Annotated in this window: 17 protein-coding genes; 7 read left to right on the top strand and 10 right to left on the bottom strand. The window is 59.0% G+C overall.

The window, feature by feature from the left end; translation table 11 throughout:
- The 7 genes from DSM14862_RS07210 to iscR all read right to left on the bottom strand — a co-directional run bounded on the left by DSM14862_RS07210 (nucleotide 1) and on the right by iscR (nucleotide 6,520).
- A complete protein-coding gene (locus DSM14862_RS07210; protein ID WP_007119589.1) occupies nucleotides 1–483 on the bottom strand; it encodes a hypothetical protein in 483 nt (160 codons plus the stop codon).
- Complete coding sequence (gene sufD / locus DSM14862_RS07205; RefSeq protein ID WP_007119588.1) at nucleotides 483–1,763, bottom strand: Fe-S cluster assembly protein SufD; 1,281 nt, start codon at nucleotides 1,761–1,763, stop codon at nucleotides 483–485. Before sufD ends, DSM14862_RS07210 begins: the two co-directional genes overlap by 1 nt.
- Nucleotides 1,763–2,518, bottom strand: coding sequence for a Fe-S cluster assembly ATPase SufC (gene sufC, locus DSM14862_RS07200; RefSeq protein ID WP_007119587.1), 756 nt, complete (start codon nucleotides 2,516–2,518; stop codon nucleotides 1,763–1,765). The genes sufD and sufC overlap by 1 nt, the downstream gene beginning before the upstream one ends.
- Before the next feature lie 84 nt (nucleotides 2,519–2,602).
- On the bottom strand, nucleotides 2,603–3,409 hold the full coding sequence (locus tag DSM14862_RS07195; protein WP_007119586.1) for a polysaccharide pyruvyl transferase family protein: 807 nt from the start codon (nucleotides 3,407–3,409) through the stop codon (nucleotides 2,603–2,605).
- Nucleotides 3,409–4,932 carry a Fe-S cluster assembly protein SufB gene (gene sufB, locus DSM14862_RS07190; protein WP_040701215.1) on the bottom strand — a complete coding sequence of 508 codons (1,524 nt, stop codon included), beginning with the start codon at nucleotides 4,930–4,932 and terminating at the stop codon, nucleotides 3,409–3,411. The genes DSM14862_RS07195 and sufB overlap by 1 nt, the downstream gene beginning before the upstream one ends.
- 35 nt (nucleotides 4,933–4,967) lie before the next feature.
- Entirely contained in the window at nucleotides 4,968–6,104 is a 1,137-nt protein-coding gene (locus DSM14862_RS07185) for a cysteine desulfurase family protein (RefSeq protein ID WP_050770381.1), read from the bottom strand.
- Nucleotides 6,059–6,520: a Fe-S cluster assembly transcriptional regulator IscR gene (iscR, locus tag DSM14862_RS07180; protein WP_007119583.1), complete on the bottom strand. Its 462-nt coding sequence runs from the start codon at nucleotides 6,518–6,520 to the stop codon at nucleotides 6,059–6,061. The genes DSM14862_RS07185 and iscR overlap by 46 nt, the downstream gene beginning before the upstream one ends.
- Nucleotides 6,521–6,692: 172 nt before the next feature.
- Here iscR and DSM14862_RS07175 point away from each other — a divergent pair, with 172 nt between their 5' ends.
- From DSM14862_RS07175 to DSM14862_RS07160, 4 genes are all read left to right on the top strand, one after another.
- On the top strand, nucleotides 6,693–7,346 hold the full coding sequence (locus DSM14862_RS07175; RefSeq protein ID WP_007119582.1) for an alpha/beta hydrolase: 654 nt from the start codon (nucleotides 6,693–6,695) through the stop codon (nucleotides 7,344–7,346).
- Nucleotides 7,346–7,582 (top strand): hypothetical protein, encoded by a 237-nt coding sequence (locus DSM14862_RS07170; protein WP_007119581.1) that lies wholly within the window; start codon nucleotides 7,346–7,348, stop codon nucleotides 7,580–7,582. Before DSM14862_RS07175 ends, DSM14862_RS07170 begins: the two co-directional genes overlap by 1 nt.
- A complete protein-coding gene (locus DSM14862_RS07165) occupies nucleotides 7,579–8,163 on the top strand; it encodes an HD domain-containing protein (protein WP_007119580.1) in 585 nt (194 codons plus the stop codon). Before DSM14862_RS07170 ends, DSM14862_RS07165 begins: the two co-directional genes overlap by 4 nt.
- Nucleotides 8,164–8,261: 98 nt before the next feature.
- Nucleotides 8,262–9,476 (top strand): NADP-dependent isocitrate dehydrogenase, encoded by a 1,215-nt coding sequence (locus DSM14862_RS07160; protein ID WP_007119579.1) that lies wholly within the window; start codon nucleotides 8,262–8,264, stop codon nucleotides 9,474–9,476.
- Between the two features lie 234 nt (nucleotides 9,477–9,710).
- Here DSM14862_RS07160 and DSM14862_RS07155 read toward each other — a convergent pair whose 3' ends face one another.
- Nucleotides 9,711–9,917 carry a DUF6356 family protein gene (locus tag DSM14862_RS07155; RefSeq protein WP_040701213.1) on the bottom strand — a complete coding sequence of 69 codons (207 nt, stop codon included), beginning with the start codon at nucleotides 9,915–9,917 and terminating at the stop codon, nucleotides 9,711–9,713.
- A 115-nt stretch (nucleotides 9,918–10,032) separates the two neighbouring features.
- Here DSM14862_RS07155 and DSM14862_RS07150 point away from each other — a divergent pair, with 115 nt between their 5' ends.
- From DSM14862_RS07150 to typA, 3 genes are all read left to right on the top strand, one after another.
- Nucleotides 10,033–10,491, top strand: a complete 459-nt coding sequence (locus tag DSM14862_RS07150) for an Lrp/AsnC family transcriptional regulator (RefSeq protein ID WP_007119577.1) — start codon at nucleotides 10,033–10,035, stop codon at nucleotides 10,489–10,491.
- A gap of 15 nt (nucleotides 10,492–10,506) precedes the next feature.
- Entirely contained in the window at nucleotides 10,507–10,836 is a 330-nt protein-coding gene (locus DSM14862_RS07145; protein WP_007119576.1) for a DMT family transporter, read from the top strand.
- Nucleotides 10,837–10,982: 146 nt separating this feature from the next.
- A complete protein-coding gene (gene typA / locus DSM14862_RS07140; protein WP_007119575.1) occupies nucleotides 10,983–12,800 on the top strand; it encodes a translational GTPase TypA in 1,818 nt (605 codons plus the stop codon).
- Nucleotides 12,801–12,887: 87 nt separating this feature from the next.
- Here the strand turns inward: typA and DSM14862_RS07135 are convergent, their stop codons facing one another.
- Together DSM14862_RS07135 and DSM14862_RS07130 are read right to left on the bottom strand one after the other, a co-directional pair.
- A complete protein-coding gene (locus DSM14862_RS07135; protein ID WP_007119574.1) occupies nucleotides 12,888–13,613 on the bottom strand; it encodes a phosphatase PAP2 family protein in 726 nt (241 codons plus the stop codon).
- A gap of 81 nt (nucleotides 13,614–13,694) precedes the next feature.
- On the bottom strand, nucleotides 13,695–13,982 hold the full coding sequence (locus tag DSM14862_RS07130) for a DUF1330 domain-containing protein (RefSeq protein WP_007119573.1): 288 nt from the start codon (nucleotides 13,980–13,982) through the stop codon (nucleotides 13,695–13,697).
- Nucleotides 13,983–13,986: the final 4 nt, after the last annotated feature.

Raw genomic sequence — 13,986 nt, 5'->3', positions numbered from 1 at the left:
TCAGCCCCGCTGCGCCGCTAGCAGGCCAGAAATCCAGAACCAGAAAAATACCGCCAACCAAACCACGCCTACGATCTGCGCCTGTACGCCCGGCCCGATAAAGCCAAGCGCAAGGCCCAGCAGGAGCAGGAGCGGCGCAGAGGCGAGAAGCGACCAAACCAACGTTAGCCGCACCGCGTAGCCGGTAAGCCGCTGCCCTGCGATGCGGCTGATCGCCCAAATCATCGCGGCAAAGCCATAGAGCAACAGAGGCATCACAAAAATCCAGAAAAACGCGCTCCAATACTGGCGAACCGAAAGCGGCCCTTCGGGATCAAGATGAGCGGCGCGCGCTTGATAGGGCGACATGGCAACAAAAATCAGCAGCCCTGCCATCAGCGCGAACATCAATACGCGCACTTCGTTACGTCCCTGCGCCAACAGCCCCGACATGACTTTGCCGGGGCCGCGATAGGTCGCAACGATATCGCTGGTGACAGCCATCAGCTGCTACGACGCTCCAACCAAGAGCTGAGACGCCCGTTGATCTCTTCGCGCAGACCTTCGGCCTCAATCTCCTCGACCGCTTCGGCAAGGAAGGCGAGTGTCAAAAGGTCGGTCGCCTCGGCATGAGAAACGCCCCGCGCGCGCAGGTAGAACAGCGCTTCTTCGTCGATCGCGCCCGAGGTGGAACCATGCGAACAGGCCACGTCATCGGCGTAGATCTCAAGCTCTGGCTTGGCAAGGAACTGGCTGTCTCCGTCCAGCAGCAGCGACTGGCTGATCTGGTAGCCATCAGTCTTCTGCGCCCCTTCTTTGACAAGAATTTTGCCCTGAAAGACACCCGTTGCCCCGTTACGAAGCACCTTCTTATAGACCTGACGGCTTTCACAATTCACCGCGTCATGGGTAATGAACACTGTGTCGTCATGGTGAAAATCGCCATCGCCAACACAAGCGCCCGCCACATGAGCCGAGGCATCGTCGCCGGTCAATTCGATCACGCATTCATTGCGCGTCATCGCGCCGTTGACGGTCACGGTAAAGCTTTTGAACAGCGACTCGGTGCCCAACCGGGTGAAAAGATGCGTCGCCGCGCGGCGTTCATGGTCACGCCCCTGAGCACGCACATGGTGGAAACGCGCGGTATCAGCAACGTCGACTTCCATGACTGTGTTAAAGCGTGCAGCCGCGGGGCCGTTCTCCAACAGGGTCACTTCAGCACCAGTGTCGAGCTTGACAACATGGTGCAACATCGCGTCGGAAGTCTCTGATTTATGGTGATAAACCAGATTGATCGGTTTACTCGGCTTACCGGTCACATGGATCAGCACTCCGTCCGTTGCGAAGGCCGTGTTCAGCGCCGCAAGGGGCCGTGCAACAGGCGTTTGGCCGTTCTTCTCAAGCGCACCATAGAGATCACGCGCCCAGTGCAGATCGGTGTTGGCCGCAGCCAGCCGTTCGATTTTAACACCTTCCAATGACAGATCGTCGGAGGCTTCCGCGTCAAAGACACCGTCGACGAAAACGATCCGCAAACGCTCGGTGTCGTCAAAGAGCGGCGCGTCACCGTGATCAAGGATCGCAGCGGGCAGCGCCTCGGCTTGAGTCAGCGTGTCAGGCCGCGTGAATTTCCAATATTCATCGCGACGCTGCGGCAAGCCCATGGTGCGAACCCGTGCCAGCGCGTCTTCACGCGCCGCTTGAGCCCAACCACCCTGCGGCATATCAAGCGATGCAATCATCGCTTCGGTTGAGGTTTCTTGCAGTTTCGCTTCGGCCATTACACCACCTCGGCGAGGATGTCGGCGTAACCGTTGTTTTCAACTTCCAGCGCCAGCTCGGGGCCACCCGTTTTGATGATGCGGCCATCGGACATGATGTGCACGACGTCTGGTTTGATGTGGTCCAGAAGACGCTGGTAGTGGGTGATGACGAGGAAACCACGACCCTCAGTGCGCAGCGCGTTAACGCCCTCGGCCACCAGTTTCATTGCGTCTACGTCAAGGCCCGAATCCGTCTCATCCAAGATGCACATCTTTGGTTCAAGCATGGCCATCTGCAGGATTTCGTTGCGCTTTTTCTCGCCACCAGAGAAGCCCATGTTCACGGGGCGCTTCAGCATATCCGCGTCAATCTTCAGATCTTTCGCCTTGGCGCGGATCACCTTGAGGAAGTCAGCCGCCGACATTTCTTCTTCGCCGCGCGCCTTGCGCTGAGCGTTCACCGCGGTGCGCAGGAAGGTCATGTTGCCGACGCCGGGGATCTCCACCGGGTATTGGAAAGCAAGGAAGAGGCCCGCCGCGGCGCGCTCTTCGGGTTCCAGATCAAGCAAGTCGTTGCCTTCAAGCGTTGCGGAACCGTCGGTGACTTCATAGCCGTCTTTGCCCGACAGCACATAGCTCAGCGTCGACTTGCCCGAGCCGTTCGGCCCCATGATGGCGTGCACCTTGCCGGCTTCGACTTCCAGATCGACGCCTTTGAGGATCTGCTTGTCCTCTTCTTCCAATTTTACGTGCAGGTTTTTGATGCTCAGCATTTCGGTCTCCTTCTGGCGCGCGTTCGCGCCGCAATGTCAGTTATTTCAGTGTTTGAACAGGGGCTTGCCCCTGCGTGTTAAAGTTCATGCCGCCCCCTGACGGGCGCAGAGCGCGGCGGGAAAGCTGTCCACCAGCGCTAGGCGGCAAGCGTCGATTCCGTCTTGATAGGTCAGTGCTGCGTCTGGTTTGGGAGCGCTGGCAATCTGGTCTAAAGCAATCGGTGCGCGCATAGCCCGGCCCACAGATGCCGCATAATCGTGGAACTTGAGCCGACCTTGCCCCTCAGGTGCGACCCATGTGTTGGACACCCCGTAGGCATCTGCGGTAATCAACCCATGGAGGGAAGAAGCAAAAACATGTGCGCAAGATGCAATCGCGGCACAGACAACTTCTGCTGGGCTTCGCGGATCAATCAGCACATAGGCGCTGTCTGATGCGACCAATTCCAGCAGCTTGGGGTCATCCGCCAAGGTATGATGTGGGACAATGCCGATCTTGTCAGTGCGCGCGCCCTCAGCGGGAAGCACATCACCGACCAGCAGACCGGGGTCCCCGAAGACATCGGTTTCAATCCCCAAGAGTGCCGCTGTGATAGGTCCCCGCAGCAAAGCCACATCGACGTTTTTGAGAAAGCCCCGCCCGCCCGGCGGACGCAGCAACCCGCTGCCCCAGATCACAGGTTTGCCTGTTTCGCGCGGCTTGTCGAAATTACGCCGGACAAGCTGCAAAAGCGAACCGAGACCAAAGACATCCGCGTCGTCCACAGGCGCATGCACCACCCGCCGCCCTGAGACATGGCTCAGGATCAGCGGGCTCAGCGCATCGCCGAAATTCGGCTGCGCTTTCCACCAATGCAGGCGAAGAGGCGTATGCGCGGCATCAAGGCTCATTAACCGACAGAGCCTTCCAGTGAGATCGCCACAAGTGCTTGAGCTTCCATAGCAAATTCCATCGGCAAGGCCTGCAGAACGTCTTTGCAGAAACCGTTCACGACCAGTGCGACGGCCTCTTCCTCGTCCATGCCACGCGAGCGGCAGTAGAACATCTGATCGTCGTCCACCTTGGAGGTTGTCGCCTCATGTTCCACCCGGCTGCTGTTATTCTTGACCTCGATATAAGGCACCGTGTGCGCCCCACATTCCGACCCAATCAGCAAGCTGTCACACTGTGTATAGTTGCGCGATTCCTTGGCTTTGGGGTGCATCGATACCAGACCGCGGTAGGTGTTCTGCGCCTTACCAGCCGAGATGCCCTTGGACACGATGCGCGACTTGGTGCGCTTGCCGAGGTGGATCATCTTGGTGCCCGTGTCGGCCTGCTGCATGTTGTTGGCGATGGCGATGGAGTAGAACTCGCCTTGGCTGTCGTCGCCGCGCAGGATGCAGGACGGGTATTTCCACGTCACGGCAGAGCCGGTTTCGACCTGCGTCCACATCACTTTAGCGCGGTCGCCGCGGCAATCGGCGCGTTTGGTCACGAAGTTATAGATACCGCCCTTGCCGTTCTCATCACCGGGATACCAGTTCTGAACGGTGGAGTATTTCACCTCTGCATCTTCTTCGATGATGATTTCCACGACCGCTGCGTGCAGCTGCGACTCATCACGCTGCGGCGCGGTGCAGCCTTCGAGGTAGCTGACGTAAGAGCCTTTGTCCGCGATGATAAGCGTCCGCTCGAACTGGCCGGTGTTTTCAGCGTTGATGCGGAAGTAGGTCGACAGTTCCATCGGGCAGCGCACGCCCGGCGGCACATAGACGAACGACCCGTCGGAGAAGACAGCGGAGTTCAGTGTCGCATAGAAGTTGTCGTTCACCGGCACGACCGAGCCAAGGTACCTGCGCACTAGCTCAGGATGCTCGCGGATCGCTTCCGAGATCGAACAGAAGATGACGCCAGCCTTCTTCAGTTCCTCTTGGAAGGTGGTGCCAACGGAAACGGAATCGAACACCGCATCCACGGCGACCTTGCGGCCCTCGGCAGGTGCGTCCTCGGCACCTTCGACACCGGCGAGGATCATCTGCTCCTTCAGCGGGATGCCCAGTTTCTTATAGGTGTCCAGCAGTTTGGGATCGACGTCATCAAGCGATTTCGGCTTGGTCGCCATGCTCTTGGGCCGAGCATAGTAATACTGCTTCTGGAAGTCGATCTCGGGGTAATCGACCATCGCCCAGTCGGGCTCTTTCTTGGTCAACCAACGGTCGTAGGCCGCCAGACGCCATTCGGTCATCCACTCGGGCTCTTCGTTCTTTTCCGAGATCAGGCGCACGATATCGGGGTTCAGCCCCATAGGGGCATAATCCATCTCGATATCAGTGGACCAACCGTATTTGTATTTGCCGCCGACTTCGCGCACGGCGTCCACGGTCTCCTGGTCGACGCCTTCCTTGACGCCATCTTTTTCTTTCAGGGTCATATTTTCCAAGGTCTCGTTCCTTTCCGTGGGGGCGCTCAGGCGGCCCGCGTTTCGTGCTTTTTCATTTTTGCGGTCCAGCTTGTCGCGAACCGCAGGATATCTTCCCGGGTGGTCTGCAGGCCCAGCGACACCCGGATCGCGCTGGCGGCCTGTGTTTCATCAAAGCCCATGGCGCGCAACACAGCACTGCCTCGCACTTTGCCGCTGGAGCAGGCCGAGCCGGCGGAGATGGCAAAACCTGCAAGGTCCATTTGCATCACTTGCGTCTCACCTTTCCAGCCCGGCGTGACGATGCAGGAGGTGTTGGGGAGGCGCGGCGCACCTTTTCCTACAAAAATAGTCAGCTTTGAGGCGTCTGCAAGGGTCGCTTCCAGCAAATCGCGCAGTTCGGCTACTTCTTTCCAGCGCCCTGCAGCCACATCCGCCGCAGCTGCTTCTGCCGCCGCGCCGAACCCCGCGATGCCGGGAATGTTCTCTGTCCCAGAGCGGCGTCCCATTTCTTGTCCGCCGCCGCGCAGTTGAGCGGCGACATCGATGCCCCGCTTTACGATCAGCGCGCCGACACCCTTTGGCCCGCCCAACTTATGCGCCGAGACAAGAATGAAGTCCGCGCCCGACGTCGCCATTTTGAATGAAGTTTTACCAAGTGCCTGCACAGCATCGACCAAGACGAAGGGTGTCTTCTCCATCGCCCAACACTGCTGCGCCAGTGACATGGTCTGCTGGAGCACACCGGTTTCGCTATTGGCCGCTTGCAGAGCCACCAAATCGGCCCCTTCCGCAGGGCTTAAATCCCCATCCCAGATACCCTGAGCATCGACGCCCAGCCGATCCGCCTGCCCCCAAGAGAGGACCGCATCATGCTCCACCGCAGAGGTGACAATCCGGGCGCCCAGAGAGGCGGCAAGCGCTGCTGCCTCTGTAGCACCGGAGGTAAAGATCACGTCCACCGGATCGCAACCGACCAATCCCGCCACCTGCGCCCGGGCACGCTCAACTACCGCCTTGGCCGCGCGCCCTTCGGCATGCACCGAAGAGGGGTTGCCGGGCAGATCCATCGCCGCGATCATCGCCGCGCGCGCCTCGGGCCGCAGCGGCGTGGTCGCGTTATGGTCGAGATAGGTTCTCACGGCTCGTCCACCACGGCAAAAAGGTTGGGCACCGCAGGACATGGGACCAATTCGTTATCCACCACATCCGACAGCCGTGTCTGATGCAAGAACACATAGACATGCGCGCTTAGCCCCTGCCACAGCCGGTTGGTCAGCGATTGCGCGCGGCTGCCTGACAACCCGCCAGAGGCGCCAGCGCCCTTGTGCATCGCGTCAACCGTTTCATCCACCGCCGCCAGCACATCAACCACGCGAATATCGGTCGCAGGCCGCGCCAGTCGATAGCCGCCGCCCGGCCCGCGGACAGACGCCACCAGCTCAGCGCGACGAAGCTTGACGAACAACTGCTCCAGATAGGGCAACGACACCGACTGCCGCTCGGCAATGTCACCCAGCGACACCAGCGAGCCTTCGGGCTGCAAGGCAATATCGGCCAAAGCGACCATCGCGTAGCGCCCTTTGGTGGATAGCTTCATCGTCTTACCCTCACTCGCCGCGCCATTTGATTGACGCGGGCGGCTTAAATGCCTAAGTCCAAATACTGATCCACGCGAGACTGCGTGGAACCAGATTAGAACCGTTCTAAGGTGGCCTAGCGAATTCGTCAACTATTCGCGGCAACCTTTGAACCCCCAGACAGGGACACCCATGCCCGAGGTTATTTTTCCCGGACCCGAAGGCCGCCTTGAAGGCCGCTACCATCCCCAAAAAGAACGTGACGCCCCGATTGCCATCGTGCTGCATCCGCATCCGCAGTTCGGCGGGACGATGAATCACAAGGTTGTCTATAACCTGCACTATGCGTTCTACAACATGGGTTTCACCGTGTTGCGCTTTAACTTCCGCGGCGTTGGTCGCAGCCAGGGCGAATACGACCAAGGCATTGGCGAATTGTCCGATGCGGCCTCCGCGCTCGACTACCTGCAGTCGATGAACAACAACTCCAAGCATTGCTGGGTTGCGGGTTTTTCCTTTGGCGCGTGGATCGGCATGCAACTGCTGATGCGTCGGCCTGAGATTACCGGCTTCATCTCGGTCTCGCCGCCCGCGAATATGTACGACTTCTCGTTCCTCGCGCCCTGCCCGGCCTCTGGTCTGGTTATTAACGGCACCGCCGACCGCGTGGCACCGCCTGCTGACACCACCAATTTGGTCGGCAAGCTGCATGAGCAAAAGGGCATCACGATCACCCATCAGGAGATCGAAGGCGCCGGGCACTTCTTTGAAGAGCCGCATATGGACACGTTGATCACCTCGACCAGCGACTATGTGAAACGCCGTCTGACGGAATCCACGCGCTGATGGCGGATGCAGTCGTTACCGAACTGGCCAACAAGCTTGCCGAGGAGTGCCTCGCCGTGCAGGCCGAGACCGGTGAAGAACGGCTGTTTATGGAAGTTGGCGAGGTGCTTGGCGCCTCGTCACAAACGCTCGAAGAAGCCTTTTTGACGGCGATCCGTACGCGGATGGCCAATGATAAGGCCCGCGTCTTTCTTGCCCGCAAACTGCGCGCGCATCGCGGCCAAGCAGGCGCATGACCGCTCGGCTTGACCAGCAGATCGCCTTTTTGAACGAGGCCGATAAGCTCAAGACCATCCTGCGCGGCACGACACTGTGTGATGCGAGTCGCGCTGAAAACTCCGCCGAACACTCATGGCACCTGACCCTCTACGCGCTGGTGCTGGCCGATCAAGCCGGGCCGGACGTGGACATCAACCGCGTCATCAAGATGTTGATTCTGCACGATCTTGTCGAAATTGACGCGGGCGACAATCCGATCTTTGGCGACTATGACGCTGCCGATATGGAAGCGCAGGAACAAATCGCCGCGACCCGTATCTTTGGCCTGCTGCCCGACGATCTGCGCGTTGACCTGCGCAGCATCTGGGAAGAATTCGAGGCCGCCGAGAGCCCCTCAGCGCGTTTTGCCAAATCGCTGGACCGTTTCCAGCCGCCCATGCAGAACCTCGCATCAGGCGGTGGGAGTTGGACGGAATACAAGGTTTCTGAAGCGCAGATTGAAGAGAAGGTCGGCCGCAAGATCGCCATCGGTGCCCCGGCCCTTTGGACCTACGCCCGGACCCGGATCAGCGCGTTTTTCGCCGGGGTCGGCGCCTAAGCGCGGCCCTTCGGCATACCGTGGTATACCATCTTCCTCTTTGGCCCCGAATAGGCTAAAGCACGCGCAAAGTCACCCACAAAACAAAGGAATTCGTCATGTCGAAGATTAAGGTAGAGAACCCCATCGTCGAACTAGACGGCGATGAAATGACCCGCATTATCTGGGATTTCATCAAGAAAAAGCTAATCCTGCCCTATCTCGACGTGGACCTGAAGTATTACGATCTTGGCATTGAGGTCCGCGATGAGACGGACGATCAGATCACCGTTGACGCAGCCCATGCGATCCAGAAATACGGCGTGGGCGTGAAATGCGCGACCATCACGCCTGACGAGGCCCGCGTCGAAGAGTTCGGCCTCAAGCGCATGTACCGCAGCCCCAATGGCACGATCCGCAACATCCTTGGCGGTGTGATCTTCCGCGAGCCGATCATCTGCAAAAACGTGCCGCGCCTTGTGCCGGGCTGGACCCAGCCGATCGTCGTGGGCCGCCACGCCTTTGGCGACCAATACCGCGCCACCGATTTCCGCTTTCCGGGCAAGGGCAAGCTGACGATCAAATTCGTCGGCGAAGATGGCGAGACCATCGAGAAAGAGGTCTTCGACGCGCCCTCCGCCGGGGTGACCATGGCGATGTACAACCTCGATGATTCGATCCGCGATTTTGCGCGGGCGTCGATGAACTATGGGTTGAACCGGGGCTGGCCCGTTTATCTGTCGACCAAAAACACCATTTTGAAAGCCTATGACGGTCGGTTTAAGGACATTTTCGAAGAAATTTTCGAAGCGGAGTTCGCCGAGGACTTCAAGAAGAAGGGCATCTGGTACGAGCACCGCCTGATCGACGACATGGTCGCGGCAGCAATGAAGTGGTCGGGCGGCTATGTCTGGGCTTGCAAAAATTACGACGGCGATGTGCAGTCCGATACTGTGGCACAGGGCTTTGGCTCGCTCGGGTTGATGACCAGCCAATTGATGACCCCCGACGGCAAGATCGTCGAGGCCGAAGCCGCCCACGGCACTGTGACGCGCCACTTCCGCCAGCACCAGAAGGGCGAGGAAACCTCAACCAACTCGATCGCTTCGATCTACGCATGGACTGGCGGGTTGAAGCACCGTGGCAAGCTGGACGAGAATACGGCGCTGATCAACTTTGCGGAAACGCTGGAAAAGGTCGTCGTGGACACGGTGGAATCGGGTCACATGACCAAAGACCTCGCGCTGTTGGTTGGGCCGAACCAAAGCTGGCTCACCACCATGGGCTTCTTGGAAAAAGTCGATGAGAACCTGAACAAGGCACTGGCGGGCTGAGCCGGTCGGATGCTGAGATGACTAGGGGGCCGCAGGGATGCGGCCCTTTTTCATGGACGCTTCCGCCCCCGGGGTATGCGAATTGAGGCGGGTGTGACCTCAAGAAGGTGCATCAAAGCCGAACCATAAAGTCGGATGAGGTCACCGAGCATCGCCAACCCACGGGCAGTCGCTAGCCCTCGTCGCCGATTGGCACCGGATGCTGAATATGGGACTGCAAACCGGCGCCCTCTGTCACTGACCCCGGTTATGGGTCCGCGCGTAAAGCTTCGCGATAATCCCGCTCGCCGTCTTTTCGAACAAACAGGGGATCAGCGCATGCACCAAAGCCGCCCCTGCCGCTGCAAACAGCAGACCGGAAAATTTCATCGCAAATGCCATATGTTCAAAAAACGTCTCGTCCACTTTGGCGGGATGGTCGAAAAAGATGCGTGCGATCATGGGAAACTCCTGAAATTGGCTTGGCACCAACATAGACCAGCCGCCCTGTGACGTTTTCTCAAATCATTGCGCTGTTTTTCTTGTCTGTGGGAAAATTTCCCGCCAGATTAGCTGAATGACAACACTTGATGAAATTGACCGTCGCATTTTGACCGAACTGCAACGTGATGCGGCCCAATCACTCGAAGCGCTTGGTGCTGCAGTGAACCTATCCCGTAACGCTTGCTGGCGTCGTATTCGTGCGCTGGAAAAGGCAGGCATCATCAAAAGCCGCGTAACACTTTTGGATGCTGCGAAACTTGGCCTTGGCCTGAGTGTCTTTATCCAAGTGCGGACCAATGCCCATGCGCCCGACTGGCTAGAACAGTTTTCCAAGGCCACCCGATCAATGCCCGAAATCCTTGGTGTGTACCGCATGACCGGTGATCTGGACTATTTGATCCGGGCGCGGGTTGCGGATATGGCGGGATACGATCAATTGTACCAAGATCTCATACGCAAAGTGCCGCTCTCTGATGTCTCGGCCAGTTTTGTGATGGAAGAGATAAAAGAAACCACGCAACTGCCCCTCTGAATAAGGCGTCACCTCATGCATTACCTGTGGCTGTTCATCGCAGTGATGGCAGAGACCCTTGGCACGACTGCCGTGCAGGCCTCGCATCAGTTCACCCGGCTTTGGCCCTCTGTAGCTGTCGTCGTGTTCTACGTGATCTCGTTCTACTGCATGTCCCTGACGCTCAGAGTGATGCCAGTTGGCGTGGTCTATGCGCTTTGGGCGGGGCTTGGGATCGTCTTCATCGCCATCATCGGCTTTCTGCTCTTTGGTCAAAGGCTCGACGCCCCGGCACTTTTGGGGATCGCGCTAATCATCTGCGGTATCCTCGTTATCCATCTATTTTCCAAAACCAGCCCCCATTAAACGGCCAAATGCATGGCGATAGACCGCGCAACCGTGACGGTATCGGCATTAGGGCTAGCAATTAACGCCGTGGCACGTTATTGGCGGCGCAATCTCTCGCGCGGCTTTTGGCCTGCGCGCCACTCCCCAATCCAAAGGCTTACTTAATGGATCTGCGCAACATCGCAATTATCGCCCACGTTGACCACGGCAAAACCACGCTGGTAGACGAGCTTCTCAAGCAATCCGGCACCTACCGTGAAAACCAGGCCACGACTGAGCGCGCCATGGACAGCAACGATCTGGAGCGCGAGCGCGGCATCACAATCTTCGCCAAGCCGACCTCGGTCGTCTGGAACAACACCCGCATTAACATCGTCGACACCCCCGGCCACGCCGACTTCGGCGGCGAGGTTGAGCGTATCCTGTCGATGGTCGACGGTGTGGTCCTCTTGGTAGACGCCGCTGAAGGCCCGATGCCGCAGACCAAATTTGTGACCTCCAAAGCGCTGAAGCTGGGCCTGCGCCCGATCGTTGTGCTGAACAAGGTCGACAAAACCGACGCAGAGCCCGACCGCGCGCTTGACGAATGCTTTGACCTCTTCGCCAGCCTCGACGCCACGGACGAGCAGCTTGAATTCCCGCATATGTATGCCTCCGGTCGCTCCGGATGGGCCGATTTGGAACTTGATGGTCCGCGCAAAGACCTCACAGCTCTGTTCGACCTGATCCTGACGCATGTTCCCGCGCCCAAGCAGATCGAGAACGCAGAAAAGCCCTTCACCATGTTGGCCACTACGCTCGGCGGTGATCCCTTCTTGGGCCGCCTGCTGACCGGTCGTGTGGAAACCGGCACGCTGAAGGCAGGCCAGACGATCAAGGCGATGTCGCGCGATGGCACGCTGATCGAGAACTTCCGCTGCACCAAAATCCTCGCCTTCCGCGGCTTGGACCAAACCGCCATCGAATTGGCCGAAGCGGGTGACATCGTCTCCATCGCTGGCATGACCAAGGCGACCGTGGCCGACACGTTGGCCGAAGCCTCGGTCAGCGAAGCGATCCCCGCCCAGCCGATCGACCCGCCCACCATCACCGTGACCTTCGGCATCAACGACAGTCCGCTGGCGGGCCGTGACGGCAAGAAAGTTCAGTCCCGCGTTATCCGCGAGCGCCTGATGAAGGAAGCCGAATCCAACGTCGCGATCAAAATCTCCGACACGCCGGGCGGCGACGCTTTCGAGGTTGCCGGACGTGGCGAATTGCAGATGGGCGTTTTGATCGAAAACATGCGCCGCGAGGGTTTTGAGCTGTCAATCTCCCGCCCGCAGGTTCTGTTCCAAGAGATCGACGGCGTCCGCCATGAACCCATCGAAGAAGCCACTATCGACGTGGATGACGAATACTCCGGCGCCGTGATCGAAAAGATCACCGGCATCCGCAAAGGCGAGTTGGTCGAGATGAAACCCGCTGGCGCCGGCAAGACCCGGATCATCGCCCATGTGCCATCGCGCGGGCTGATCGGCTATCACGGTGAATTCCTGACCGACACGCGCGGCACAGGCGTCATCAACCGCGTCTTCCACTCTTGGGCACCGCACAAAGGCCCGATCCCGGGCCGCCGCGCTGGCGTTCTGATTTCCATGGAAAACGGCACCTCGGTCGCCTTCGCTCTGTGGAACCTCGAAGAGCGCGGCAAGATGATGATCGGCGCACAGGCTGACGTCTATACCGGCATGATCATCGGCGAGCATTCCCGTGAGAATGACCTCGAAGTGAACCCGCTGAAGGGCAAGAAACTGACCAACGTCCGCGCTTCGGGCACCGACGAAGCGGTCCGCCTGACCACGCCGATCACGCTGAGCCTCGAAGAGGCGATTGCCTATATCGATGACGACGAGTTGGTCGAAGTGACGCCCAACGCGATCCGTCTGCGCAAGCGTTTCCTTGACCCGCATGAGCGTAAGCGCATGGCGAAAGCTGGCTAAGAGCGAGCTTTCATTACGAAAAACGGCAGCGCATCCGGACGATGCGCTGCCGTTTTTATGTCTGAAGGGGGTTGGCGCAAGGCGCTGCTAAGTATCGCTCGCCTCTTGTTCGATATGCCCGCGTTTGGCCAAACTGCGCGCGACGAGAAGACACAGCAGCGCCCAAGCGCCGCCGCCCAGCCATCCGGCTGCCACGTCGGTGGGCCAGTGTACCCCCATATAGACCCGGCTCATGCCCACCAGCAGTGTGAGCATCACAGCGACAGCGAGTGTATAGGCTTTGAGCGCCCATCGCGTTTGCGCCCGCGCCACCATGGCCCCAAGCGTCAAATACGCCACCGCCGCCATCATCGAATGCCCTGAGGGAAAGCTTGCCGTATGCACAAGCGACCCATGCGGCACGAGGTCGGGGCGTGGGCGGTCAAAAAATTCCTTGGCGATGCTGCTCAGCACAATCCCGCCCCCCACGGTCGCGAGGATATAAAGCGCTGTGGACCACCGCCGCTGCAGCATGAAAAATATCGCCACTACCACCGTCGTCATCACCAAGACCGCCACGCCGCCCAAGGCCGTTAGGTCACGCCCGATCTCCTCCACCCACCAAGGGCCGATGGGGTCAGAAAGGTCGCCGGGCGTGCGGAGGAATAGTAGTATCTTGCGATCAAGATTGCTCGTGCTGCCAGCCACGACTTCTTCGGTCAATTCGGCCAAAGTCCAAACTGAGATGATAGATAGGCTCATTAGGGCGAGCGTGGTCACCTCCACATGGCGGCGGCACCAGTGGGCGAAGGCGGATATGCGGTCGAGGTTCATATGGTTCAACCTCAGTTTGCGGGGAAGGTTCCCGCTGGAAAAGCAAAGCGCCCCGCCTATTTGCAGGCGGGGCCGCTCCGATCATTCGTCGGTTTCGACGATCATCAATTCGCGCTCAGACGCGCCGCGCGCATGGCTCAATGCCGCCTGGTAAGCGTCGGAGTGGTAACATTTTTCTGCGGTTTCGACATCAGGGAAACGAGCTACAACATTGCGCGGCCGTTCCTTGCCCTCAAGCTGAACAAAACGCCCGCCCCGCGCGATGAACTTGCCACCATGGGCAGCAATCGCCTGTGTGGCACCGGCGGCGTATTTCTTATACGCCTCCTCGTCGGTGACGGTGACATGTGCAATCCAAAGTGCGCCCATGGGT

Origin of the sequence: Sulfitobacter indolifex (genome assembly GCF_022788655.1) — a bacterium.
Classification (GTDB): domain Bacteria; phylum Pseudomonadota; class Alphaproteobacteria; order Rhodobacterales; family Rhodobacteraceae; genus Sulfitobacter; species Sulfitobacter indolifex.
The sequence above is the reverse complement of the archived record's forward strand: the minus strand, read 5'-3'. Positions and strand labels throughout refer to the sequence as shown.